Source organism: Mycobacterium sp. NGS69, from assembly GCF_059812165.1.
In genome coordinates, this window is sequence record NZ_JCALCD010000005.1 from 384,341 (window position 1) to 408,678 (window position 24,338).

The following is a 24,338-nucleotide window of genomic DNA, read 5'->3' on the forward strand; positions in this document are numbered from 1 at the left end:
ACCCCAAGTCCAATCAATATCGCACCGTTTGCGCTCCGGAGTTCAACGACACGTCAATGGCCGATGTCGCAGTCTGTCACGGCGGCGGCGGTCCGTACAGTGCGCGCTAGGACGCCGGGCCAAGCAGGTTGGCGTTCTGCGGGCAGTACGCGCGGACGGAGATGCTCACGTAGGTGTCGGCGTCGAGGCCCGGATTGCTCGTCCGAAACGCCCCGACGATCTGCGGCACCGTCATCCCTTGGCGGATGTCGTCGCACACCACCTTGCCGTTGTGGATGGCGGCCTCGGGATTGGCGAACGAGATGCCGTGGTCGTTCAGGTTCTGCACGTACTTGTTGTCCTGATCCGGCGTGGACACGATTGACGATGGTCCCGTCGCCGAGGCCGACGGCGCCGCGGATGTGGTCGAGCTGGAGTTGGGCGCGGCCGGTTGCGGACTCTTGGGGGGCGGGCTGAAGAGCCAGAAGCCCAGGACGATCACCCCGGCCAACCCCAGACCGCCCATCAGTAGCGCGCCGGCCTTACGCCAAGTGGCGCTCCATGATTCGCGCTCGGCCGGCGCTTCGGCCGTGACGTCGTCGTAGTCGCGCGCGGACGTGCGGTCGGCTTCATCCGAAGCCCCGTGATTGGGTACGGCAACCGTCTCGGCGCGGTTGAGCCCGAACGTTTCGTCGGCAGCCGGAGACGGCTCGGCCATGACGGCCATCGTAGCTGGAGAACGTGCTCCCGACGGCCTCCGACGTGGCCGCCCTCGGCCTGACGGCCGCGTTGTGGCCCGCTTCGATCCAAATCGCCGAGGGGTACCCGGCCAAGTGACTAGGCCGCGGTGACCCGTTCGATCGTGCGGGGCGCCACGCCCAGCCCGCGCAGGCAGAACCGCAGCGCGCGTTCGCGAACGACGGCGCGGTCCCAACGATGCGTGGCCCACTGCCGCTGGGTGCCCGCCCACACCACGCCGTGAATCGATTTCGCGGCGGTCGACGGAACGATGTCCTCGAACACGCCGAGTTCGAGGCCGCGCTCGAGCTGCTCGATGAGCGGCTCGAGTATCGCACCGTCTGCGGGCGCGACCATCTCCGGGGAGGAGAACGCCCTCGAATGAGCCTCCAGCGACAGGCGGCGAGCACCGGAGTCGCCGTTCTCGCCGAATGCGAGCTCGAGTCGCCCGTCGACCCAGGCGACCACCGCTTCGACCGGATTGGCGGTAAGCGCCATCCTGCCTCTCAACCGTTGCGTCTCCAGGCGTGCCAGCTCTAGAAAGACCGCCGCGACCAATTGATCCTTCGAGTCGAAGTGGCGGTAGAAGGCGCGGGTGCTCAGCTGAGCGCGCTCCAGCACGGCAGCAACGCTGAGCCCCCGGACGCCGTGATCGTGCATCGACTGGGAGGCGGCGTCCACGATGGCGCACCGCACGTCGGGATCGGGGGCGAGCTTGTTCCGTCGTTGCGTTAACGAGCTGGTCATGAGGGTCAGACGAGGGCGGCCCGGTTATACAGACGTTTCATAGATGCCTAGGTACCCCGCCGATCCGGTCCCGGAAACCTGTCAATGTCAACCGAGTCAAAATTGTTGGTTTCACTCCGCGTCGCCTAACTCGCGGCGGTGACTTGTTCGATCGTCTGGGGCGCCACGCCTAGCCCGCGCAGGCAGAACCGCACCGCGCGGTCGCGGACGTCGTCGCGGTCCCAATGTTTTGTCGCCCACTGCCGCTGCGTGCCGGCCCATACGACGCCGTGAATCGATTTGGCCGCGACGGTCGGGACGATGTCCTTGAACACGCCAAGTTCCAGGCCCCGCTGGAGCTGCTCGACGAGCGGCTCGAGGATGGCGCTATACGCGGGCGTGACCGTCTCGGGCGTGGAGAACGCTTTCGATTGGGCCTCCAGCGACACCTGCCGCAGCTCCGCCCGGATGTCCTCGTCGAACGCGAGGTCGAGCCGCCCGTCGATCCATGCGGCCACCGCCTTGATCGGGTCGGTGGCGTCCGACATCTTGGCCCGCAGCCGCGACACCTCGCTGCGTGTCATCTCAAGAAAGACCGCCGCAACCAACTGGTCCTTCGATTCGAAGTGCCGGTAGAACGCCCGTGTGCTCAGCTGCGCGCGTTCCAGCACCGTGGCGACGCTGAGCCCCCGAACCCCCTGCTCGCGAACCGATTTCGAGGCGGCGTCGACGATCGCGCGGCGCACGTCGGGGTCGGGCTGAAGCTTCCTGCGCCGTGGCATGACCGTGTGACCGGCATATTGCTGCGGACGCGCCCGCGGATCCCCCTGTCCCGTCATAGGTAGTAAAAATAATCTGCTGATCGCCCGTGCACTGCCACTTTCGGGAACCCCGTGTCGGGAGAGTTTGCGTGTGTGTCCGAGAAATGTTGGCCGAGACCATTATTAGACGAATGCACAATTGTTTCGCTCGATATTGAACTTGTGGACTTGTAGCTGGTCTCGGGGATTTTGGCGGGTCTGCGCGCACGTTGTTAACGGCGGTAACTCAATTGCGTTTCACAGGAACAGGTTTGCTGATGTCGGCCAGCGAGCCACAACTTTGTTGTGACCCCCGTTGGAACAAATTATTAACTGAAAACGGCGATTTCAGTGAACTATGGTTCACCGCCGGGCGAACCCTCATACTCGTGGACCGGAGCGATTGGCTCTAGGCTGCGGGCATGGCTATTGACCGGGCTGCGCTCCTCGCGGGCAGCATCCGACTGGCGTCGGGCATCTCGTTCCTTGTCGACCCGCTCGGGGCGAACCGGTTGTGGGGAGATCCCGAGGAGCCGACGCCGACGGCGCGACTGTTGCTGCGTTCCATGGGCTATCGCGATGCGTTGATCGGCGGGCTGCTCGCCACGGCGGCGCTGCGCGGCAAGGGTACCCGCGGCTGGTTCCTGGCCTCCGGCGGTGCCGACGCGGCCGACCTGCTCGGCGGGATGAGCGTGCACGACAAGTTGAAGCCGTCTCAGCGGCTCATCGGGCTCGGGGGCGCCATCGCCGGTATCGGCGTTGGGCTTTGGGGCGCGACTCGACGGGCCCCGGGTGGGGTTAAGGGGGAGCGCACATGCGAATCGGCGTCCTGACTTTCATCACCGACGAAGGGATCGGCCCGGTCGAGTTGGGCCGGGCGCTCGAGGAGCGCGGGTTCGCCTCCCTGTTCCTGGCCGAGCACTCGCACATCCCGGTCGACGCCAAGACGCCGTATCCGATGGGCGGTCCGATTCCCCCGAAGTACTACCGCACGCTGGATCCCTTCGTGGCGTTGACGGCGGCGGCGGTGGCGACCCAGAAACTCGTCGTGGGCACCGGGATCGCGTTGGTCCCGCAGCGAGACCCGATCCTGACGGCCAAGGAGGTGGTCTCGCTTGATCTGGTGTCGGGTGGGCGATTCCGCTTCGGCGTGGGCGTCGGCTGGCTGCGCGAAGAGATCGCCAACCACGGCGTCGATCCGGCGGTGCGCGGCCGCGTGGTCGAGGAACGGCTGCGCGCGATGATCGAGATCTGGACGCAGGAGAAAGCCGAGTTCCACGGCGAATTCGTGGACTTCGATCCGATCTACAGTTGGCCCAAGCCGATGACAAAGCCATATCCGCCGCTGTATCTCGGTGGCGGGCCGGCGGGCTTCAAGCGCATCGCCCGGCTCAACGCCGGCTGGCTCGCGATGGCTCCGTCGGCGCAGGCGCTCTCCGGCCAGCTTGAGGAGCTGCGCGCCATCGCCGACCATGACGTGCCGGTGATCAACACTCACATGGGCACGCACTCGGCGAAGGAACTCGCGGGCTACCTCCAATTGGGGGTCGAGCAGGTTTTGGTGGAGCTGCCCACCGAGCCTCGCGACGAGACGCTTCGCCTGTTGGACGAGCTGCGCGCCGAGTTCGCGCAGCTGGCGTAAACGGTTGACCTAACCGGCCGTTTGCAGCAGTGACAAATGCTTGCGCTCCCGCTCGGTCAGCTCGTTGGACGTGATCGCGCCGAAGGTGGCGGCGTCGCACGCGAACCGGGCCGGCGCGTCGGGCAGCGCGTCCGGGCCGTCGAGCCGGAAACAACTCGGTGCCAGCGGACCGAACAGCAGGGCGCGCCGCAACTGCGGCCAATCATCCGGGTTCGGCTCGACCCTGGCGGCCCGGGCGAACGCCATGGCAACAAGGTTCATCTTCGTCTTCTGGGACGTCCCGCCCGTCGCCCGAGGAGGCCGACCAGCGATCGGCGATCGCGGCTTATCGCTCGCGGCGCGGGGCGGCCTACGAGAACCGCGCTGTCGTGCAATAAGTTCAAGTGCCGCAAAACGTTTGGTACGCCCCGAAATCCTCTGGTGCGGGGCTGGCGTACCGCTCAAGGCCCGGCCGTTCGTCATACGGGGCGGTGACGGCGGCGAGCAGGCGCGTCAGCGGATCGAGATCGCCGGCCGTCGCCGCGGTCAGAGCCTCCTCGACGAGGTGATTGCGCGGAATGTAGACGGGGTTGGTGCGGTCCATCGATTGGGCGTCGGGGCGCAGGGTTCGCCAGCGTGACAGCCAGTCGTCGAAACCGGCGAGATTGATGAAAAGCCCGCGCGCGCTTGCGGATTCACCTCGCGCCGCCCGCCCGAGGTGGCGAAAGAACGACGTGTAGTCGACGTTGCTCTCGTTCAGCAACGCGAGCAACTCGTCGACCAGTGGCCCGAGGACCTCGGCCTCGACGTCGTCGGACAAGCCCAGCTTGGCGCGCATCCCGGCCGACCACACCGCGTCGTAGCTGGGTCGAAAGATTCCGAACGCCTCCTCGGCGAGCGCCACCGCCTCCTCAACGTCGTTGGCGAGCAACGGAATAAGTGACTCCGCGAACCGGGCGAGGTTCCATCCGGCGACGACCGGCTGGTTGCCGTACGCGTAGCGCCCCCAGAAATCGATCGAGCTGAAGACGGTGTCCGGGTCGTAGGCCTCCATGAAGGCGCACGGACCGTAGTCGATGGTTTCGCCCGAGATCGTCATGTTGTCGGTGTTCATCACCCCGTGCACGAAACCGATCAGCATCCACCGGGCGACCAGCGACGCCTGGACGGCGACCACCGCTTCGAACAGGGCCAGGCAGGGCCGCTCGGCCTCCGCCGCGCCGGGGTGGTGGCGCGCGATCGCATGGTCGGCGAGGCGCCGCAGCAGATCGATGTCGCCGGTGGCCGACGCGTATTGGAAGCTGCCCACCCGCAGGTGACTGCTGGCGACGCGGGCGAGCACCGCGCCGGGGAGCACCGTCTCGCGCTGCACCGGCCGTCCGGTCGCGACCACGGCCAGCGATCGCGTCGTGGGGACACCCAGCGCGTGCATCGCCTCGCTGACGATGTACTCGCGCAGCATTGGGCCCACCGCGGCCAGGCCGTCGCCGCCGCGCGCGAACGGCGTCGCGCCGGAACCCTTCAGGTGGATGTCGCGCAGGCGCCCGCCGTCGTCGACGAGCTCGCCCAGCAGCAGGGCGCGCCCGTCGCCCAGCCGCGGGACGTACCCGCCGAACTGGTGGCCCGAGTAGGCCTGGGCCACCGGGGTGGCGCCGCTGGGGACGAGGTTGCCCGCCAGAAACCGCAGCCCGTCGGGACTGCGCAGCCAGCCGTCGTCGATGCCGAGCTCCGCGGCCAGTGGCTCGTTGATCGCGAGCAGCCGCAAGTCGGGGGTCGCTTCGGCCCGCCAGCGGACGGCCATTTCCGGCAGCTGGCGAAAGAACCGGTCCTGCAAAGCAACGGTGGTGCCCGGCGCAACGCTCACTTCACCGAGACTACGGAAAAGCCGTGCGCTATCCGACGGCCTTGCCGATCAGGTCCCGGGCGCGGTCGAGCATCGAGGCGAACGGCCCGACGGCAAAATTCAGCTTCGCCGATTCCACGCCCGGATGCGGGCGCGTGGGCGCGATGGCCTCGGCCGCGCGCACCGCCGAGCCCATCCGCTTGAGGTCGTTGTGGTCGACTTCGCGCTGCAGCACGGGGAACTCCTCGTCCTCCTCGTGCCGGGCGTGGTCGAGCACCGCGTCGCGCAGCTTGGTCAGCTCGTCGACGAACTCCTGTGAGGTGGTATCGAGCTTTTCGATCCGCGACAGCAGCTCCTTGGCGTCGTGCTCTTCTTTCAGCCGGGCGTCGACGATCGCGTCGCCGTCGTTGCCCTCGCGGCGCATCCGCGGATGCACCACCATCTCCTCGGCCGTCTCGTGCACGGCCAGCAATTGACGCAGCTCCACGAACGGCTTCTCACGCGCCTTGGGATCCGACGCGTGCAGCACTTCGTCGAACATGTCCTCGATGAGGTTGTGCTGCGCTTTGAGGAACGCGACAACCTCCTCGGGGGATTGGACAATCATCTCGGCCATCGCCGATACCTCCATTGATAGGGGACTGGGGGTGCGGGCTATGGGCTGTGCACCGCTTTGCCAGACATACCCGACCGCGGGACGCGTAAACGCGCAGACGCGGCCGTCTGCAAAGTACGATCGTTTTGCTGATGGATCAGCAGGACCCGCAACAGCGCATCGCCGAGCTGGAGCTTCAGCTCGCCCAGCAGAAGCGCATCGCGGATCTGGAGCGTCAGCTGGCCGACGCCAGGGCGGCCGCGGGTGCAGTCCAGCCCCCAAGCCCCCATGCGGAGCCGGCCGAGGTCTCCGCCGCGCAGATGGCCGCCATCGACGAGCACGCGCGCCGGCTGGCGCAGGCCCTGCAGGCCGATCGCGGGCAACCCTTCGGGGGACCGGGTGCTACGCCACTGCGGGAGGTCCTTAAACGCGCAATCGTCGATGCGGGCCTGTCGCAGCAGCAGTACAGGGACGCCCTGGACCGCGCGGGCCTGCGCGCGGGCGACGGCATCAAAGTCGGGGGACAGGTCGTTTTCCAGCGTTGCGACCCCTCAGATCCGGCTTTCCTGGCACCGCGCCCGCGGGGAGCCTATGGCGGTCAGGGCTTCGCCGCGCCGCGACGCAAGCTATTCGGGGCCGGGTGGATCGGGCCGATCGTCGCGCTGGTGGGCGGGGGGATCGGCCTCTGCGTCGGCATCGCGGCGGCGGCCACCGCCCTCATCCCTTCCAGCGCGCTGTGGATGAGCCCCATCGTGTGTCGCAGCGGATACGAGATGGCGTACAACACCTCGCACTACAGCTACAAGCCGGGCCAGTCGGGGACCAGCGTCAGCTTCCAGTGTGTCTCCGACGGTGACTCCTACGACGTCAACGACTTCGCGGTCTTTGCGCTGCAGTCGTTGCTGGCCGCGTTCCTGGTGTTCGCCGTCCTGGCGGTGGGTGGCTTGCTCTGGCGGCGCTCGCACAAGCCCGTGTGATCGTCGGTTCGCCCGGCGACTACGGTAAGAAACACGAATTTCACCCAACGGAATGAACATGGCGACAGATCAGATGTATGAACAGGTCGACGACCAGGCGCCGGATCCCGCCGACATCGGCTGGCGCATCGATCCCGTGCTTGCCCGCAGTTGGCTGCTGGTCAATGGCGCGCACGCCGACCGGTTCCAGTCCGCGGCGCATTCCCGCGCCGACATCGTCGTCCTCGACATCGAGGACGCGGTGGCACCCAAGGACAAGCAGGCCGCCCGCGACAACGTGGTGCGCTGGCTCGGCGCCGACAACACCGACTGGGTCCGCATCAACGGTTTCGGCACCCCATGGTGGGCCGACGATCTCGCGGCGCTGGCCGGTACGCCCGTCGGCGGGGTGATGTTGGCGATGGTCGAATCGGTGGACCACGTCACAGAGACCGCCCAACGCTTGCCGAATGTGCCCATTGTGGCGCTGGTCGAGACGGCCCGGGGCCTGGAGCGCATCACCGAGATCGCCGCGGCCAAAGGCACCTTCCGGCTCGCGTTCGGGATCGGCGATTTCCGCCGCGACACCGGCTTCGGGGAGGACCCGAGCACCCTGGCGTACGCCCGCTCGCGCTTCACCATCGCCGCGAAGGCCGCCAACCTACCCAGCGCGATCGATGGGCCGACGATCGGCTCCAACGCGTTGAAACTCATCGAGGCCACGGCCGTTTCCGTCGAATTCGGGATGACCGGCAAGATCTGCCTGACACCGGATCAGTGCGCGGTGGTGAACGAGGGGCTGTCCCCCTCGCAGGACGAAATCTCCTGGGCCAAGGAGTTTTTCGCCGAGTTCGAACGTGACGGGGGAGAGATCCGCAACGGGTCGGACCTGCCGCGGATCGCGAGGGCCACGAAGATCCTCGAGCTGGCCCGCGCGTACGGCATCGAGGTGTCGGAGTTCGACGACGAGGAACGGGTTCACTCGCCCGCGCCGTCGGATACCTATCACTACTAGGCCAGGGAGCGAGTCCGATGAGCGGGACCGTGGACTTTCACTTCGACCCCATGTGCCCGTTCGCCTACCAGACGTCGTTGTGGATCCGCGACGTTCGTGAGCAGCTCGGCCTAACCGTCAATTGGCGCTTCTTCAGCCTCGAGGAGATCAACCGGTCGGAGGGCCAAAAGCACCCGTGGGAGCGGGACTGGTCCTACGGCTGGTCGCTGATGCGGATCGGGGCGCTGCTGCGCCGGACGGACATGGCGTTGCTGGACCGCTGGTACGGCGCCATCGGACGCGAACTGCACACCCTGGGCGGCAAGCCGCACGATCCTGCAGTGGCGCGAAAGCTGCTGGGCGACATCGGGGTTGACGCGGCGGTCTTGGACGAGGCCCTGGCCGACCCCACCACCCACGACGAGATCCGCGAAGACCATCAGCGCGTCGTCGACGCGGGCGGGTTCGGCGTGCCGACCCTGTTTCTGTTGGGGCAGTGCCTGTTTGGGCCCGTGTTGGTGGATCCTCCGACCGGTCCGCCTGCCGTGACGTTGTGGAACGTCGTGGCCGGGATGGCCGAGCTGCCGCACGTCTACGAACTGCAGCGACCCAAGGCGCCGGCCGATCTCGACCTCATCGGCCGAAGCCTTCGCCCGTATCTCGATGGGCGCGACTGGGTCAGCATCAATCGCGGTGAGGTCATTGACCTCGCTGGCCTAAGCGGCGTGTCGAGCCAGGGCGACGCCGATTCGTAGTTCGAGCTCGGTGTATTCGATCGTGGGTGCGCGCGGCGGGGCTGTCGACCGGTAGGTCTTGCCCGTCGGCGTGGTGAATTCGGCTGTGTGCGTGTGATTTTCGTCCATGCTGGTGCGAACCCGCCACCCGGCAGCCTCCTTGGCGTAGTTGCACCGCTCGCAGCAGCCCAGGCCGTTGTCCGCGGTGGTCGGCCCGTCCGCTGCCCACGGCCGCGCGTGGTCGCGCTGCCGGATCGGCGCGTCGCAGTAGGGCGTGCGGCAACGTTGATCGCGCAGCTCGATGAAGGTCGCCAGGCCGCGTGGGAACAGGCGCGCCCGTGACTCCATCGCCACCAGCGCCCCCGAACGCGGATGCGCGTAGAGCCTGCGCAGCGTCGCCCGGGAGCGCCGGTCGGCGAGTGTGCTTGCGACCATCGCCCGGGCGACCGCCGCCGGAATGGGGCCGTAGCCATAGAGGTCGGCCGGCGCGTTGTCACCGCCCAGCAGCGTCGCGTCCGACAGCACCAAGTTGACCGCGATCGGGGTGGGGACCGCCGCGTCGCGTCCGGTGACCCGCTCCACCAGGGTGTCCGCCATGACCTGGCCGCGGGAGCGCCCGTCACAGCGGACGTCCGCCTCGCGCCGCAGCGCCGCGTACACCGAAACTCCCTGGGTCACCGGGAGCAGCGCGGTCACATACGTCATCGTGTCGGGCGCCGGCCGGATGGTGACCGTGCGCTCGTTCTCGGCCTTCGCCGCCCGTTCGACCACGGCGTGCGGGTCGAGTCGGTAGGCGATCGCCTTGGCGGCGGCGGCCACCCGCGCGTCGCCCATGCCGTCGAGGCCGGCCGGGTCGGCGCACAGCTCGGCGTCCAGCGTGCGGCGATCCTCCACGTCCAGACACGCGCTCTCGCGCACGATCAGGGTGGCCCGCCATTCCGACAGCGCGCCGCATTCCAGGGCCGCCAGCGTGTGCGGCATCTCGTGGACCAGGGCCTTGGCGAAGCCCAGGTGCCGGCCGCCCCTGGCCGGGGAATCGCGTCGCGCCAAGGCGATCTCGCTGGCCAGCCCACGGCCGCGCTGGGCGGCAGGCACCCCGGCCTCGGCCTCGTTCGAGCGGCGCAGCGCATCCAGCGCCGCTGCCAACGCGCCTGGCCGGCGGCCGCCGCGGACTTCTCCCGCTCCAACTCGGCAATCCCCTCGATGAGGGCGGCCTCGTCGCCACTGCATTCGAACATACTTTCGATACTAACCGATGCCGCCGACATGGCTACCGTGGTCGGTGTGAGCGCCAAAAGCCGAATCCGTGTGGCGCGCGTGTATGACGACGTCGATCCCGACGACGGCCAGCGCGTGCTGGTCGATCGCATCTGGCCGCGCGGGGTCCGCAAGGACGACCCGCGGGTGGGCATCTGGTGCAAAGACGTCGCGCCGTCGAAGGAGCTGCGCGAGTGGTACCACCATGTCCCCGAACGGTTCGACGAATTCAAGGCGCGCTACACCGAGGAGTTGCATGGCAATGCGGCCCTGGCGGAGCTGCGCAGGCTGGCGAAGCGCGGCGTCGTGACCCTGGTGACCGCCGTCTGCGAGGTGGATGGCAGCCACGCGGCGGTGCTGGCGACGCTTCTGTGAGCCGATAAGTAGGCTGCGCATTTGATATGAGCGAACCCGAAGTGATCCTGCCGCGGGAACTGACCGAAATCGACGACGAGGTGCGTCGCGTGCCGCCGCCGCCCGGTGCCGCCGAGGTTCCCGACCCGTATGCGTTCCGGCTTGCCGACCCGGACGCCGATGCCGAGATGATCTCGGAGTGGATGAACCGGCCCGCCCTCGTCGAATCATGGGAATACGCCTGGCCGCCCCAGCGCTGGCATCGATACCTCAGCGCGCAACTCGACGGAAGCTATTCTCGACCGTTTTTCGCCAGCCAGGATGGGCAAGACCACGCTTACATCGAATTATACCGGGCCGCAAAGGATTCCATTGCCACCCGGTATGAGGCCGACCCCTACGACTTGGGGATACATGCCGCCATCGCCGACGACGAATTCGTGAATCGGGGCATCGCCGGATACATATTGCCCTACTTCGTCGCCAGCGTTCTCAGCCAGGACCCACGGTGTCGCCGGATCATGTTCGATCCCGACTACCGGAACAAGACGGCACGGCGATTTTGTGAGCGCGCCGGTTGCGTGTTCCTGGGCGAGCACGACATGTCGAATCGGCGAATGGCGCTGTACGCGCTGCCCCGCACCCCCGACGACGTACCCAAGCTCCGCGAGGCCTGAGCGCCGGGCTCAAACCTGCGACGCCACCCACTGCCCGAGTACCACCGCGGCGATGCCGAGGGCGACGCTGACGACGATGTTGCCCAGCGCCGTCCACGTCTGCCGTTCCTCGCCGAGGCGATGCGTTTCCAGCATCCAGGTGGAAAAGGTGGTGTAGGCGCCCACGAAGCCGGTCCCCACGACCAGCGCGGCGTCCTTGCTCAGTGCCAGCCCCCCGAGGAATCCCAACAGAAATGCGCCGCTGATGTTGACCGCCAGCGTTCCGAACGGAAACGACCGGGCCACGCGCCGGGCCACCGCGCGGTCGATCACGAACCGCAGCACCGACCCGATGCCGCCGACGAGCGCTACGCCGGACCAGACCAAGACTGTCGTCATCCGCGCACCCGGACCCGACGAACGAAAGCCGTGGCGAGATAGACGGCCACGAACCCCAGCACGATGCTGCTGACGCTGTAGGCGGCGGCCATCGCCCAGTGGCCGTGCTCGATCATCCGCACGGTTTCGACCTGCATCGTCGAGAAAGTCGTTAAGCCGCCACAGAATCCGGTGCCGAGCAGCGGGCGGCGGTAACTCGAGACCGGCAGCCGCTCGAGCAGCCGCGTGGTGAAGTAGCCGACCAGTGCGGCGCCGACGATGTTGACGATGAACGTCGGCCACGGCCACTGTTCGGTGTCGCGGACGAGGACCGTGCTCAGCGCCGCGCGGGCCACGGCGCCGATCGCCCCGCCGACGAAAACCGCGGCCAGCTCGCGATAGTCGGGTCGTGCCACGAATCGCTTCCTTTCCAGCGGATGAACGCTTCGCAGCATAGAGGGACACGCGCCTGGGGCAACGCGCAGAATTGGTAACCATGGCCCACCCGCGCGCCGGTCAGCCGGCCCAGCCCGAAGACCTCGTCGACCTGCCCCACCTGGTCACCTCGTACTACTCGATCGAGCCCGACCCGGACGACGTCGCTCAGCAGGTGGTGTTCGGCACGTCGGGTCACCGCGGGTCGGCGCTCAACGGGGCATTCAACGAGGCGCACATCCTGGCCATCACCCAGGCCATCGTCGAATACCGCGCCGCTCACGGCACCACGGGGCCGTTGTTCATCGGACGCGACACTCACGGCCTCTCGGAGCCGGCGTGGGTCTCCGCGCTGGAGGTGCTGGCCGCCAACGACGTGGTGGCGATGGTCGACAGCCGCGACCGCTACACGCCGACGCCGGCGGTCAGCCACGCCATCCTGACCTACAACCGTGGGCGCACCGAGGGCCTGGCGGACGGGATCGTCGTCACGCCGTCGCACAACCCGCCGCCCGATGGCGGTTTCAAGTACAACCCGCCCAACGGGGGTCCCGCGGACACCGACGCGACCAACGCAATCGCCAAGCGCGCCAACGAGATTCTGCGTGCCAGGGGCGCGGAGGTGAAGCGGGTCCCGCTGGCCCGCGCGCTGGACAGCGTCGAGCGCTACGACTATCTGGGCACCTACGTCGACGACCTGCCCAACGTGGTCGATGTGGCGGCCATCCGGGAGGCCGGGATCCGGATCGGTGCCGACCCGCTCGGCGGCGCCAGCGTGGACTACTGGGGCGAGATCGCCCAGCGGCATGGCCTGGACCTGACCGTCGTCAACCCATTGGTCGACGCGACGTGGCGGTTCATGACGCTCGACCACGATGGCAAGATCCGGATGGACTGCAGCTCGCCGGACGCGATGGCCTCGTTGATCGCCAACCGCGACCACTACCAGATCGCGACGGGCAACGACGCCGACTCCGACCGGCACGGCATCGTCACGCCCGACGAGGGTCTGCTGAACCCGAATCACTATCTGGCGGCGGCCATCGACTACCTCTACACGCACCGGCCCTCGTGGCCGGACGGCATCGCCGTCGGCAAGACGGCGGTCAGTTCGTCGATCATCGACCGCGTGGTCGCCGGCATCGGCCGCAAGCTCGTCGAGGTGCCGGTCGGGTTCAAGTGGTTTGTCGACGGACTCATCGGCGGCACCATCGGTTTCGGCGGCGAGGAGTCCGCGGGGGCGTCGTTCCTGCGGCGCGACGGCTCGGTGTGGACCACCGACAAGGACGGCATCATCCTGGCGCTGCTGGCCTCGGAGGTCCTGGCCGTCACCGGCCTGAGCCCGTCGCAGCGGTATCGGGAGCTGACCGCCGAGTACGGCACCCCGTTCTACGCGCGCGTCGACGCGCCGGCCGACCGGGACCAGAAGGCGCGGCTTTCCAAGCTCTCGCCCGAGCAGGTGACCGCCACCGAATTGGCGGGGGAGCCGATCACCGCGAAACTCACCACCGCTCCCGGCAACGGTGCGCCACTGGGTGGATTGAAGGTGACGACCGCCAACGCGTGGTTTGCTGCGCGGCCGTCGGGCACCGAGGACGTCTACAAGATTTATGCCGAGTCTTTCAACGGACCCGAGCATTTGGTGGAGGTGCAGGAAACCGCGCGCGAGGTAGTTAATAAAGTCATTGGGTGACTTGTTCCCTCCGACTTGCCCGCCCGGGGGGACGCGGCTCTTCTTCTGCGCGGCTTCCGCGCGAAGTTTGGATCCTCAGCTGGGCCAACATCATGGTGGCACTGGGGTACGGCGTCATTTCGCCGGCAATGCCCGCCTTCGCCCGTACTTTCGGGGTCAGCATCGAGGCGGTGACTTTCTTGGTCACCGTCTTCTCGTTGACCCGACTGTGTTTCGCACCGATAAGCGGACTGTTGGCGCAACGGTTGGGTGAACGGCGGATCTACATCGGCGGTTTGCTGATCGTGGGGTTGGCCACCGCCGCTTGCGCGTTCTCCCAGGCGTACTGGCAACTGCTGTTCTTCCGCGCCCTCAGCGGCTTGGGGTCGACGCTGTTTTACGTCGCGGCCTTGGGGCTGATGATCCACATCAGCCCGCCCGACGCGCGTGGGCGAATCGCGGGCATTTTTACCAGTTCGTTCATGATCGGCGCGGTCGGCGGGCCGGCGGTCGGCGCCCTGGTGGCGGGCTGGGGGTTGACGGCTCCCTTCATCGTCTACGGCGCCGCAATGCTGGGGGTGGCCGTGGTGCTGTTCTACGGACTGCGGAACTCGGCGCTGGCCGCGCCGTTGCCGCCGACACGGTCGACGGTGACGATCCGAGAGGCGTTGGGGTTCCGCGCGTATCGGTCGGCGCTGTTGTCCAATTTTGCGATGGGCTGGTCGGCGTTTGGGCTCCGCGTCGCGCTGGTCCCGCTCTTCATTTCCGACGTCATGGGGCGGAGCGTCGGCGTCATCGGCGTGGTGCTCGCGGCGTTCGCGGCCGGCAATGCGGTGGCCGTCATTCCCAGCGGCTATTTATCGGACCGGATGGGTCGGCGCATGTTGTTGATCGTCGGCCTGGCGGCGTCCGGTGCGGCCACCGCCGGGCTGGGCATCGCGACGTCGCTGCCCGCGTTCATGGTCGTGGGGTTTGTGTCCGGCGTGACGACGGGCATCTTCATGTCGCCCATGCAGGCCGCCGTCGCCGACATCCTCGGCAGGGAGGCGCGCGCCGGCACGCCGGTGGCCGCCGTGCAGATGGCGTCGGATCTGGGCGCGATCGTCGGCTCGATAGCGGTCGGCTGGGTCGCCGAGCGGCTGAGCTATGGCTGGGCGTTCGCGATCAGTGGGGTTGTTCTGTTGGTCGCCGCCGTCGCCTGGGTGCCGGCGCCGGAGACGCGGACGGCCCTCGAGCCCGCCTGACCAGCAACTTTGAAGGACGGTAGCGGGTGGTGTAGCTTCGATGGGCACGACTTGGGGCTATGGCGCAGCTGGTAGCGCACCACACTGGCAGTGTGGGGGTCAGGGGTTCGAGTCCCCTTAGCTCCACTCGTTTTACCAGGCAGATTCCCGAATCTCGCCGCTCCGAACGATCCCCTAACGTCGCTCTGACGACAGTTTTGACGACAAATGTGAAACCGGCCAACATCCTGCTCGCGGAACTTGAAGATGATGAGCGACGAATCCTGTTGAGCGACTTCGGTATTGCTCGCGATGTCAAGGACGTCAGCGGTCTTACCGCAACCAACATGACCGTCGGAACGGTGGCCTACGCCGCTCCTGAACAGCTTATGGCTTTGCCGATGGACGGCCGGGCAGACCAATACTCGCTGGTGGCCGCGACCGGCTATCATCTGTTGACAGTTGTGGCCTGGCGGCGACATGGCTTTCGAGGAGGACTCGCGTGTGCACGCCACGGGTGGTCTACTTGACAGCGGGGGATCGAATCCGACACCTATGAGGGGACATCGATGAAGCTTTCCGATCTACTTGCAAAGAGGACGGTTTCTTCGCCTGCGCCAGCTGGACTGTTTCACATAGATGGACTTGTGGAATCACGTCCAGACAGTACCTTCATAGACGTCTATCCAGATCCGCTGGATAGACGGCACTATCTTCGGGTACTAAGAACGGATTTGCACGATGATGTGCACGAGTGGACCGAACGTGAGTTAGCTCAGGCGGGCTTCGTCGGCCAAGAGCGCTACCGCCTCACATTGCCATTCGGAGCTATCGTTGAGACCGTGTCGGTGCAGATGCACCGCATTGGTGAGACCCTTGCGGGTTCCACCTCGGAGCCACGTGAGCCTATAAAGGAGCGCGCGTGCCAATACGCCGCGGGATGTGGTGGCAGCCACAGCTGCTGCACGTGGAGAAACGGTAAGTGCTATTGCGACCATTGTTGCGAAGCATAGTTCCGAGTAGCGCTTGAACACCAGCTGGGTGCAACGCTTCGTTCCGCTGTAGTGCCTATATGGTCCCCACTGAGGGGATGCAGGCGCTCGATGAACTACTCTCAGACCCGTTCAAACCACCGGCTGTTGCATCCACCGCGTGAAACCGCCAGGGATTAACGGCCCAGCCGACGACGTTCGGAGGTGGTGGTCGCCAGGGGTTGACCTGTTCATTTGGCAGTTTCTGTGGTGGCCTTGGGTAGTTTGTTGGGGGCTGCCCAGTGGAGTAAACGACGTGTTCAAGCGTTTTCCGGTCCCAAAAATATGGTAAGGAAGGGCCATAAATGGCATTCGAGTCGACTAAATGTCCCTCCTGCAGTATGCCTGCTCGGGAACTTTGGCGGTGCAAGAACAAAGAATGTGATTATTGGAAAACCTCTGGCTGCCTTGTGGAATTCGTACGCACGTCTGGCAGAGGGATGGTATGCAGGAAGTGTAATACCGGAGGCGCACGGCAAGTTTGGTGGACGGACTAGAGGCCCGAAATGCCCAGACAACCGCGCAAGTCTCCAATTTGGGTACTAGCCATCCGGCGCTGTGGCATATCTGAACGGCTGCAAACTGCAGCCCTCCTTCATAATCCCATTCTCGTGTCCATGTCCCGGTTTTTGTGTCCAGTGTTTGTCCATTGGACACAAAAACTGGGACGCTGGATGATGGCTGGTGAGGGAGAGGGCGTTCCATGCATGTCCCGGTGGCCAGACCGAGATCCACGCGGCGCCACCGTCGCGTGCGGGGCGACATATACCTCCCTCGACCACCCCGAGTGTCTGGCTGTTGTCGCCGGTGGTGGTGCAGAGTATCAGTGAGGTGAAAGGGATTATGCAGCAGTCGATCTGACGTCAGCACACCGTCTCGCGGTGGCCGGCATCTAGTCGACGCGTCCAGCCGCGGTCGTCGAGGTGTTCCAGCAGCGGAATCGCAACGCGGCGTGTGGTGCCGAGCGCCTGCCGGGCCTCGCTGGTGGTGAAGGGTTGCTTTAGCCGAGCCAGCTCGCGCATCGCGAGGGCCGGTGCTGTCGGGAGCAGAACGACGTCGTCGCGCAAGCGCAGCACCCGTCCGGCACGCTCTGCTGCGGCGAGTTCATTGCTACCCAGACCCAGGTTCGCCAGGTCCTGGGCTTCCGGTGCACGGAACGGCTCGGTCCGCAGCCAACCCTCGAGCTGGGCCACCGCGGCTTCGGCGGGCCCAAGGTCGCTCCCGGTGCCGGGCAGCCGGATGTGCCCACTGCCTTGTTCGAGTCCGGTGTCACGGGCGAGCGCGTCGACGAGGGCCTCGTCGGGCAGTGCCAGCAGGTTGCGGACGGCGCCTCGGGACAGACCGGCTGCCAACGGGTTTCGGGCATGCAGTTCATGCAGCGCAGTGCGCAGCCGCTGCTGCCAGGCGTCGTAGGTTCGGACGTGCACCCACCAGCCGCCGATCACCCGGACACTGGCAGGTGGCTCGTTGACGCTGGCTAGCAGGCCCAGTCGATGCAAGTGTCCCTCTTCGACGGCACCGCGGCGGGCCACCTCGATGGCGACGTCGCCCCCTGGATCCATCCGGGCGAGCGCGTCGGTTCGGCGAGCACTGTCGCCGCGTCGCCGCAGCGGCGGCGGCTCGGCGTCGAGCACTTGTGTCCCGCCGAGGACTCGGCGGCTCCCGGGGTGGCACAGCACTAGCCGGTCGCCGAGCACCAGTGGCAGCTGTCGGGCGAGGGTGAGTCGGGCGTGATTCTGATCGAAGGGACGTACCCGGGCTGGCACTGCTGCGGTGCCGACATGCACGGTGAGTTGCTCGGGAGCCTCGGTCAGCGGATCGCCGGTGGTGCGGCGCACATCGAGCGTCTGGGTGGTGGGCCATGCGTCCGGGCTGACCAGCGCGTCACCGCGGGCTACCTCACCGGCGGAGACCCCGCGAAGGTTGAGCGCTACCCGGTTCACGGGCCCGAGGGCTGGGTATGGCGCGCCGCGGCTTTGCAGGCCACGGATCACGACCGTACGAGCAGGCCCCGGGCCGAGCAGCTGTAGCCGCTCGCCACGGGCCAGGGTGCCGGTCGACAGTGTGGCTGTCACCACGGTGCCCGCTCCGGTGATGGTGAAGGAACGATCGACCCACAGCCGCAGCCGACCTGTGGCCGCTGGTGCGGGCACTTGGGCGAGAACGTCGTCGAGGGCGGAGCGCAGCCGGGTCATGCCGGTGCCGTCGACGGCCGACACGACGACGGCCGGCGCGTCGTGCAGGCCGGTTTCGGCCAGCTCCGCGCGTGCTTGTGCGAGTACCTCACCGGTGCGGTCGGGGGCTCGGTCGGCGCGAGTGATGACGATCAGGCCGCGCTGGATGCCGAGGGCCGCGATGGCGTCGCGGTGGTCACTGGATTGGGCCTGCCAACCATCGTCGGCGGCGATGACGAAGCAGACCACCGGTACCGGGCCGAGGCCGGCCAGCGTGTTGCCGAGGAAGCGTTGGTGACCAGGCACATCCACGAATGCCACCTCGTGACCGGACGGCAGCGTGGTCCAGGCGAAGCCCAGGTCGAGGGTCAGCCCGCGGCGGCGCTCTTCCTCCCACCGGTCGGGCTCCATGCCGGTGAGGGCCCGGATGAGGGTGCTCTTGCCGTGGTCGACGTGTCCCGCGGTGGCGACGACGTACACCGTCAGCGGTCTCTGCCGTCCAGGGACGCCAACGTTCTCCGCACCGCGGCGAGTAGTCGATCGTCGTCTGTGTCGGGAACGCAGCGCAGGTCGAGCAGGCAAGCGCCGCCGTGTAGCCGTGGAAGCACCGGGGGGTCACCGGCTCGCAGCAGGGTAGCGCTCGCCTCGGGAAGCCGTACCGCCCAACCCGGCAGTGGCACACCAGGAGCGCCGCCACCGCCGACGCGCCCCTCGTGTGCGACGACAGTTGCGCCCACGGCGGCGGCCAACCGCTCAGTGCGGACCCGCAGCTGGCTGCCATCGGCGTGCAAGGCCTGCATGACCGGCGCGACGCCGCCACAGAGGGTTGCCTCCAGCGCGGCGAGCGTCAGCTTGTCGGCGCGAACGGCGCGGGCCAGCGGATGTCGCGCCATCCGGGCCACCACATCTGATCGTCCGAGGATGACGCCGGCCTGTGGCCCACCGAGCAGCTTGTCTCCGCTCGCTGTGACGATGTCGGCGCCGTCGGCGAGCGAAGTGGCAGCGTCAGGTTCGTCGGGCAGCAGCGGATCGGGTGCGAGCAATCCGCTACCCAGATCCGCAACCAGTGTTACCCCACGGGCCGTGGTCAGCTTCCGCAGCTCGCGCAGTCCGACGGCAGCGGTGAAGCCCTCCACCCGGAAGTTGCTCGGGTGCACCTTGAGCACGCAACCGGTCTGCTCGCCGATGGCGTCGGCGTAGTCCTTCGGGTGAGTGCGGTTGGTGGTCCCGACCTCGCGCAGCCTCACGCCGGTGGAGGCGATCAGGTCGGGCAGCCGAAACCCGGCGCCAATCTCGATCAGCTCGCCCCGGCTTACGACCGCTTCGCGGCCAGCAGCCAGCGCCGTGGTGGCCAGCACCAAAGCGGCGGAACCGTTGTTGACCACGAGGGCGTCTTCGGCTGCAGGGCATGCCGTAAGCAGCGCCGCGCGAGCCGCGGCGCCACGGCGGGAGCGGGTGCCGGTGGCAAGGTCGAACTCCACGTCGACGTACCCGCTGGCAGCAATCAGCGCTTCGACAGCGGCCGCAGACAATGGCGCTCGGCCCAAGTTGGTGTGCACGACAACGCCGGTGGCATTGACCACAGGGCGCAACGTCGTCGCCGTGCGCGCGGCCAGCGACTCCGCTAGGACCGCCTCCACCTCGTCGGGCGCCAGCTCGCGGCGCCGCGCCCGCTCCTGAGCCTCGGTAACGAGCTTGTAAACCACCTGTTCACCTAGGCGGGCGCGCGCGGCACGGACTGTCGGCAACGCCAGCAGCTGATCAGTGCGCGGGATATGTCGGCGCTGATCGACCTGGGGCACGGGTCCTCCTCGGCGCCGAAGGGCTGCTGGCGGAGGCGGACGGGAATCGAACCCGCCAGACCGAGCTGCTCGGCCTCACCGGTTTTGAAGACCGGGGGGACCACCAGGAACCCAAACGCCTCCGAGAGTTAAACCTAGCCAATGCCACGGTCTTAGGCTCTAGAGATGGGTACACGATTACGGCCACGCCAGCGGGTGCAGAGGGGCGTGTGCGGTTGACCGGCTATGCGCACGGCGGCGGCTGCGCCTGCAAGATCCCCCCGGGCGAGCTGGAAGCGGTGGTCCGCGACCTTACCGGACAGTCTGGAGACCATATTTTGGTCGGTCTCGACAGCGGGGATGACGCGGCCGCCGTGCTGATCGGTAACGACTTGGCGGTGCTCTCGACGGCGGACTTCTTCACCCCGGTCGTCGATGACGCCTATGACTGGGGTCGCATCGCCGCTGCCAATGCGCTATCGGACGTCTACGCGATGGGTGGCCGTCCAGTCGTAGCGATCAACCTCGTTGGCTGGCCGCGCGGCGTGCTACCCCTCGAGCTGATGACCGAGGTGCTGCGCGGCGGGCTGGCGGTGGCGCGGGAGGCGGGCTGTCCGGTCACCGGCGGACACAGCATCGACGATCCGGAACCGAAGTACGGTATGGCGGTGACGGGGGTGGCCGATCCCACGCGGCTGCTGCGCAATGACGCCGCCGAGCCGGACCTGCCGCTCACCCTCATTAAGCCCATCGGTGTCGGGCTGTGAACAACCGGCACAAGCAGACAGGCGAGGTGTTCGCGCAAGCCCTGGAAACCATGACCCGGCTCAACCGTGATGCCGCTGCGGCCGCAGTCACCGCAGGCGTACGCGCGGCGACCGACGTTACCGGATTCGGGCTGCTCGGCCATCTGCACAAGATGTGCCGTGCGTCAGAGGTGGGCGCCGTCATCGACTGCGGCGCGGTGCCCGTCGTCGAAGGTGCGCGGGAGCGCTGTGCGACGGCTTCATCTCGGGCGGCACCCGCCGCAACCTCGATTGGGTCCGACCGCACCTGCGTTCCGAGTCCTGCGTCACCGATGTGGAGCTGCTGCTGCTCGCCGATGCCCAGACCTCAGGGGGTCTGCTTGTCGTCGGTGAACTGCCCGGCTATCCGGTCGTAGGGCACACCGTGGCCGGTAACGGCATCGGCTTGCGCTGACCATCAGCCAGCGGAGTGGTCGAGTCGTCGAACTGATTTCCGCCGCGGGTGAAGGTGAAAACCGAATCACAGCAGGTCTTACACAATGCCGTTATGCGAAACTTTTGGCCATGTGCACATCAGTCTGCTCGAGCTCGGCCACGCCGGTCTGAATGAGGGCGCGCACGCGGCAATCGACTCTGTCCTAGGAAGCCGCGTGGCTCGCTGAGTCTCTGGGCTAGTCAGACTTTGGTTTCCTCGAATACCGCACCAGATACCGTCTCTGTTGTGCCGGATGTGCTGGCGCGCGTAGCAGCAGAGGTGAGCCCGATCCGGCTCCGCGTTGCCGGCGTGCTCCTGCGGGTACTGCCATTGAACAATGCCTCGGCGCGGCGAATCCAACTCCGCGCAACAGCACTGCGATAGCCGTCGTCGGGGTACGTGCGCCCACCGACGATATCTTCCACGATTCGAATGTCGGCGGGTCTGAGCTTTACTGTCCAAGGCTAATTGTCAGCCAGACACGATGGGCCCGTGCGATCGCACGGCTCGAAAACGATGGTCAAGTCGACGAGGTTGGTGTTCGTCGAGATTTGCGCTTCTCTTGATCATCGGTAGTCAATAGGTAGCCTTGCCGAGATTGCCCAACCTCTGTTAGCTCGACGCGATCGAAGGTAGCCTCGTACGAAGCATGGCTATTACCGAAAAGAAGCGACGGTGACGATGACGATCCATGTAGACCTGAGCGCAGCCGAGCTGAACCCCGAGGCGGTCGTTCGCTTCGCGGAGGATCACGTGCGCGAGGCGCCGAGCCGGGATGTGCTGATCAAGGTTACCCCTCAGGCATTCGATCTCTTCCGGTCGAAGATGTCGGGCGATCCCGTGCCCGTCAGCCCAACCGAGCGTGAGGAGCTGAACGAGTTCCTTGGTACCTCCTGGATCGAGACTGATTACATATTGCGGGGGACGCACAGCTGCTCCGGGTGTGGGCGGACACTGACGTTCTACGACGTTCTCCAGACGGGACGGAGAGTGCACGGCGACGACCACGTTCGCAAGGTGTTCGCAGGCGGTGAGCGTCATCTGCACATCCAACCGCAAGGGCGGGGGCTCGAGATCACATGCAGCTCATGCGGAACGACAAACACGGTCAGAGCTGGTTACGACGGACCCGACTATTGATGCGAAGGCTAAGCGCCTAGGTCTAGGCGCACGGCGAAGGTATAGCTGTAATAACCATGGCAGCTCTCAGCATTATCAAAATGAGTAGAGACCATCAAAGATGGCCTTTGTCATTGCGTGCGTCGTCGAAAGTTGTGCTGCGAGTGAGCCTGTCTTAGTCGAGATGGGAAATTCGGGGATCTTTAGGCCGCCCGAGCGAGTGGCATCGAGCACGAGCAGCTTATTGAGTTCATCTCTGAGCCATAGGGACATACACATCGCTCTATCGCAGCATGGACACACTGTGACCAGCTTTTATCATTTCAGTCTCGAGCTTTACTTCGAGGTAGCGCTGCAGCTGCGGCAGGTGTGGCAATTCGATCGGGGAAAAGAGGTTGCAGAGTCAATATCTCCCCTTGCGATACCAGACCAAATCCGAGGCTGAGGCGTCGATGTCGGGTTAATCGATCTAAAATCGAATGGAATTGTTCGTAATACGGATTTCTCTGATGGGCTCCGGTTCACCGCATTTACGCGCACAACTTCGGCACGTTCCGAGATGTAGTACAGCCAGCGCATGACGTCGGTAGTTGACTGGTGGCGGACGCTGCTGAAAATGCAGATCACATTGTCACCGTTCCCATCTGACGGACCTCCCCGCTGGCCCCGCGTAGGGTGTAGGGCGGCCGCAGCGAAATCGCCATCATGGCGTCCCTGCGGATGTCGCGGCGCGGTGCGACGTGCGCGCGCACCAAAACCGTTGGCGATTCCGGAGACATGTGCGATCCTAGAAGCGCCGCTCGGTGCCGCCTGCCGAGAGGGGACTAGTTTGAGCTTTGCGAAGTAACAACACAGTGCTTTAGCGAAGGCCATAATGACGAGCCCATCCAAAACGCAATCGTGGCTCTCTTACAGCTGGGCCGTCTTCACTTTCATTCTGCTTGTAATCGGCGGTCTTTTCTACGTCAAGTGGTTTCCGTATTATCACCGTGCCATCACTGCTGAAACGGCGCACTCGATCGGCAAATCGATCCTAACGGGCGGTAGGGCGAACCCACCCGCGCCGTCGCTTGCCGCCGCGTTCGAGTACACGTGGGCGTACGGCAAGGCCATTTGGCAGGCGATGGTGCTGGGCCTGCTGGTCGGCTCCGCGGTTCGGGCCCTATTACCGGTGCATTGGGTCGCGCGCGTGCTGGGTCGGTACGGCTTCGGCAGCGTCGCGGCCGGCGGCATGCTCGGAGTGCCGAGCATGATGTGCACGTGCTGTTCGGCGCCCGTCGTGGCGGGCCTCCGTGCGCGCAACGCGTCGCCCGGCGGCGCGATTGCGTTCTGGCTCAGCAATTCGGTCCTCAATCCGGCGACGCTTGTCTTCATGGGTTTCGTGCTCGGCTGGCAATGGAGCGCGCTGCGGGTCGTACTGGGCGTACCGACGGTGTTTGGCCTCGGCTGGCTCGCGAACCGGCTCCTCTTGCGACAGAATGCACGTGCCGCAGACGACCACCCCGGGCTACTCGCGCAGCCGCAGCCCGAGGAAGGAAACGTGTTCATGCGTTGGCTGCGTATCTTCGCGCGCATGGCACTGCGGCTCTTGCCCGAATACATCGTGCTGGTGCTGCTGCTCGGCGCGACACGCGCGTGGCTGTTTCCACATATCGGGCCTGGCGTTACCAGTAGTATCGGCTCGATCGTCGCGTTTGCGGTGGCAGGGATGTTGTTCGTGATCCCGACCGCGGGCGAAGTGCCGATCATTCAGGCTATGCTCGCGCTCGGCATGGGTGTAGGCCCCGCCGGGGCGCTGCTTATGACGCTACCGCCCGTGAGCGTTCCATCGTTCGCGATGCTCGCAGGCTCTTTTCAGCGGCACCTGCTCATGCTCGTCGGCGCGGTGGTCGTGGTCTTGGGCGTGGTCGGCGGACTAATGACCGTCGGACTCGGGTTTTAGGTTTGCGTTTCTGAGCAATGCGTGCGTAAGTGCTAGTGACAACGATGCCAGCGGAATGTGCGCCGAGCACGGCTAATCCGACGGTCGCGGGTTCAAGCCCCGCCCGCGG

The 24,338-nt window shown here is 66.3% G+C and carries 24 protein-coding genes, 2 tRNA genes and 2 pseudogenes; 14 read left to right on the forward strand and 14 right to left on the reverse strand.

Going from position 1 to position 24,338, the window contains the following annotated elements; translation table 11 throughout:
* Positions 1-106: 106 nt before the first annotated feature.
* From AC5Y2S_RS17810 to AC5Y2S_RS17820, 3 genes are all read right to left on the reverse strand, one after another.
* On the reverse strand, positions 107-697 hold the full coding sequence (locus tag AC5Y2S_RS17810; protein WP_499957330.1) for a DUF732 domain-containing protein: 591 nt from the start codon (positions 695-697) through the stop codon (positions 107-109).
* A gap of 119 nt (positions 698-816) precedes the next feature.
* A complete protein-coding gene (locus AC5Y2S_RS17815) occupies positions 817-1,464 on the reverse strand; it encodes a TetR/AcrR family transcriptional regulator (protein WP_499957331.1) in 648 nt (215 codons plus the stop codon).
* Between the two features lie 125 nt (positions 1,465-1,589).
* Positions 1,590-2,282 (reverse strand): TetR/AcrR family transcriptional regulator, encoded by a 693-nt coding sequence (locus AC5Y2S_RS17820; protein WP_499957332.1) that lies wholly within the window; start codon positions 2,280-2,282, stop codon positions 1,590-1,592.
* A gap of 383 nt (positions 2,283-2,665) precedes the next feature.
* Between AC5Y2S_RS17820 and AC5Y2S_RS17825 the strand changes: the two genes are divergently transcribed.
* Both AC5Y2S_RS17825 and AC5Y2S_RS17830 read left to right on the forward strand, forming a co-directional pair.
* On the forward strand, positions 2,666-3,076 hold the full coding sequence (locus tag AC5Y2S_RS17825) for a DUF4267 domain-containing protein (protein WP_499957333.1): 411 nt from the start codon (positions 2,666-2,668) through the stop codon (positions 3,074-3,076).
* Positions 3,058-3,885, forward strand: a complete 828-nt coding sequence (locus AC5Y2S_RS17830; RefSeq protein ID WP_499901198.1) for an LLM class F420-dependent oxidoreductase — start codon at positions 3,058-3,060, stop codon at positions 3,883-3,885. Before AC5Y2S_RS17825 ends, AC5Y2S_RS17830 begins: the two co-directional genes overlap by 19 nt.
* A gap of 9 nt (positions 3,886-3,894) precedes the next feature.
* On the opposite strand, the gene AC5Y2S_RS17835 is transcribed toward AC5Y2S_RS17830, so the two are convergent.
* The 3 genes from AC5Y2S_RS17835 to AC5Y2S_RS17845 all read right to left on the reverse strand — a co-directional run bounded on the left by AC5Y2S_RS17835 (position 3,895) and on the right by AC5Y2S_RS17845 (position 6,323).
* The gene (locus AC5Y2S_RS17835) at positions 3,895-4,146 is read right to left on the reverse strand and encodes a hypothetical protein (protein ID WP_499957334.1); all 252 of its coding nucleotides are present in this window, start codon (positions 4,144-4,146) and stop codon (positions 3,895-3,897) included.
* 118 nt (positions 4,147-4,264) lie between these two features.
* On the reverse strand, positions 4,265-5,728 hold the full coding sequence (locus AC5Y2S_RS17840) for a protein adenylyltransferase SelO (RefSeq protein WP_499957335.1): 1,464 nt from the start codon (positions 5,726-5,728) through the stop codon (positions 4,265-4,267).
* A gap of 28 nt (positions 5,729-5,756) precedes the next feature.
* Positions 5,757-6,323, reverse strand: a complete 567-nt coding sequence (locus AC5Y2S_RS17845) for a hemerythrin domain-containing protein (protein ID WP_499901195.1) — start codon at positions 6,321-6,323, stop codon at positions 5,757-5,759.
* A gap of 131 nt (positions 6,324-6,454) precedes the next feature.
* Here AC5Y2S_RS17845 and AC5Y2S_RS17850 point away from each other — a divergent pair, with 131 nt between their 5' ends.
* From AC5Y2S_RS17850 to AC5Y2S_RS17860, 3 genes are all read left to right on the forward strand, one after another.
* Positions 6,455-7,279 (forward strand): hypothetical protein, encoded by an 825-nt coding sequence (locus tag AC5Y2S_RS17850; RefSeq protein ID WP_499957336.1) that lies wholly within the window; start codon positions 6,455-6,457, stop codon positions 7,277-7,279.
* 73 nt (positions 7,280-7,352) lie between these two features.
* Positions 7,353-8,273 carry an HpcH/HpaI aldolase/citrate lyase family protein gene (locus AC5Y2S_RS17855; RefSeq protein ID WP_499957430.1) on the forward strand — a complete coding sequence of 307 codons (921 nt, stop codon included), beginning with the start codon at positions 7,353-7,355 and terminating at the stop codon, positions 8,271-8,273.
* 17 nt (positions 8,274-8,290) lie between these two features.
* A complete protein-coding gene (locus AC5Y2S_RS17860) occupies positions 8,291-9,007 on the forward strand; it encodes a mycothiol-dependent nitroreductase Rv2466c family protein (protein ID WP_499957337.1) in 717 nt (238 codons plus the stop codon).
* On the opposite strand, the pseudogene AC5Y2S_RS17865 reads toward AC5Y2S_RS17860, so the two are convergent.
* Positions 8,969-10,224, reverse strand: a pseudogene (locus tag AC5Y2S_RS17865) (HNH endonuclease). The gene AC5Y2S_RS17860 and the pseudogene AC5Y2S_RS17865 overlap by 39 nt on opposite strands.
* A 28-nt stretch (positions 10,225-10,252) precedes the next feature.
* On the opposite strand from AC5Y2S_RS17865, the gene AC5Y2S_RS17870 reads away from it, so the two are divergent.
* The gene (locus AC5Y2S_RS17870; protein ID WP_499957338.1) at positions 10,253-10,618 is read left to right on the forward strand and encodes a DUF488 domain-containing protein; all 366 of its coding nucleotides are present in this window, start codon (positions 10,253-10,255) and stop codon (positions 10,616-10,618) included.
* A 26-nt stretch (positions 10,619-10,644) separates the two neighbouring features.
* A complete protein-coding gene (locus AC5Y2S_RS17875; protein WP_499957339.1) occupies positions 10,645-11,274 on the forward strand; it encodes a GNAT family N-acetyltransferase in 630 nt (209 codons plus the stop codon).
* Between the two features lie 9 nt (positions 11,275-11,283).
* On the opposite strand, the gene crcB (AC5Y2S_RS17880) is transcribed toward AC5Y2S_RS17875, so the two are convergent.
* Positions 11,284-11,652: a fluoride efflux transporter CrcB gene (gene crcB, locus AC5Y2S_RS17880; protein ID WP_499957340.1), complete on the reverse strand. Its 369-nt coding sequence runs from the start codon at positions 11,650-11,652 to the stop codon at positions 11,284-11,286.
* Positions 11,649-12,047: a fluoride efflux transporter CrcB gene (gene crcB, locus AC5Y2S_RS17885; protein WP_499957341.1), complete on the reverse strand. Its 399-nt coding sequence runs from the start codon at positions 12,045-12,047 to the stop codon at positions 11,649-11,651. Before crcB (AC5Y2S_RS17885) ends, crcB (AC5Y2S_RS17880) begins: the two co-directional genes overlap by 4 nt.
* Positions 12,048-12,127: 80 nt before the next feature.
* Here crcB (AC5Y2S_RS17885) and pgm point away from each other — a divergent pair, with 80 nt between their 5' ends.
* From pgm to AC5Y2S_RS17905, 4 genes are all read left to right on the forward strand, one after another.
* Positions 12,128-13,759, forward strand: coding sequence for a phosphoglucomutase (alpha-D-glucose-1,6-bisphosphate-dependent) (gene pgm / locus AC5Y2S_RS17890; protein ID WP_499957342.1), 1,632 nt, complete (start codon positions 12,128-12,130; stop codon positions 13,757-13,759).
* A gap of 71 nt (positions 13,760-13,830) precedes the next feature.
* A complete protein-coding gene (locus AC5Y2S_RS17895; RefSeq protein WP_499957431.1) occupies positions 13,831-14,982 on the forward strand; it encodes an MFS transporter in 1,152 nt (383 codons plus the stop codon).
* Between the two features lie 53 nt (positions 14,983-15,035).
* Positions 15,036-15,108: transfer RNA gene (locus AC5Y2S_RS17900), tRNA-Ala, on the forward strand.
* Positions 15,109-15,191: 83 nt separating this feature from the next.
* Positions 15,192-15,491 (forward strand): protein kinase domain-containing protein, encoded by a 300-nt coding sequence (locus tag AC5Y2S_RS17905; protein ID WP_499957343.1) that lies wholly within the window; start codon positions 15,192-15,194, stop codon positions 15,489-15,491.
* Positions 15,492-16,855: 1,364 nt separating this feature from the next.
* Here AC5Y2S_RS17905 and selB read toward each other — a convergent pair.
* The 3 genes from selB to AC5Y2S_RS17920 form a co-directional block, all read right to left on the reverse strand.
* On the reverse strand, positions 16,856-18,646 hold the full coding sequence (gene selB / locus AC5Y2S_RS17910) for a selenocysteine-specific translation elongation factor (protein ID WP_499957344.1): 1,791 nt from the start codon (positions 18,644-18,646) through the stop codon (positions 16,856-16,858).
* Between the two features lie 2 nt (positions 18,647-18,648).
* Positions 18,649-19,968 (reverse strand): L-seryl-tRNA(Sec) selenium transferase, encoded by a 1,320-nt coding sequence (gene selA, locus AC5Y2S_RS17915; protein ID WP_499957345.1) that lies wholly within the window; start codon positions 19,966-19,968, stop codon positions 18,649-18,651.
* Between the two features lie 27 nt (positions 19,969-19,995).
* Positions 19,996-20,091, reverse strand: a tRNA-Sec gene (locus tag AC5Y2S_RS17920).
* A gap of 86 nt (positions 20,092-20,177) precedes the next feature.
* On the opposite strand from AC5Y2S_RS17920, the pseudogene selD reads away from it, so the two are divergent.
* Positions 20,178-21,147 (forward strand): annotated as a pseudogene (gene selD, locus AC5Y2S_RS17925) (selenide, water dikinase SelD).
* 221 nt (positions 21,148-21,368) lie between these two features.
* Here the strand turns inward: selD and AC5Y2S_RS17930 are convergent.
* Positions 21,369-21,593, reverse strand: a complete 225-nt coding sequence (locus tag AC5Y2S_RS17930) for a hypothetical protein (protein ID WP_499957346.1) — start codon at positions 21,591-21,593, stop codon at positions 21,369-21,371.
* A gap of 256 nt (positions 21,594-21,849) precedes the next feature.
* On the opposite strand from AC5Y2S_RS17930, the gene AC5Y2S_RS17935 reads away from it, so the two are divergent.
* A complete protein-coding gene (locus AC5Y2S_RS17935; RefSeq protein WP_499957432.1) occupies positions 21,850-22,308 on the forward strand; it encodes a DUF8243 domain-containing protein in 459 nt (152 codons plus the stop codon).
* Between the two features lie 602 nt (positions 22,309-22,910).
* Here AC5Y2S_RS17935 and AC5Y2S_RS17940 read toward each other — a convergent pair.
* Positions 22,911-23,066 carry a hypothetical protein gene (locus AC5Y2S_RS17940; protein ID WP_499957347.1) on the reverse strand — a complete coding sequence of 52 codons (156 nt, stop codon included), beginning with the start codon at positions 23,064-23,066 and terminating at the stop codon, positions 22,911-22,913.
* A 95-nt stretch (positions 23,067-23,161) separates the two neighbouring features.
* On the opposite strand from AC5Y2S_RS17940, the gene AC5Y2S_RS17945 reads away from it, so the two are divergent.
* Positions 23,162-24,229 carry a permease gene (locus AC5Y2S_RS17945; protein ID WP_499957348.1) on the forward strand — a complete coding sequence of 356 codons (1,068 nt, stop codon included), beginning with the start codon at positions 23,162-23,164 and terminating at the stop codon, positions 24,227-24,229.
* Positions 24,230-24,338 lie beyond the last annotated feature (109 nt).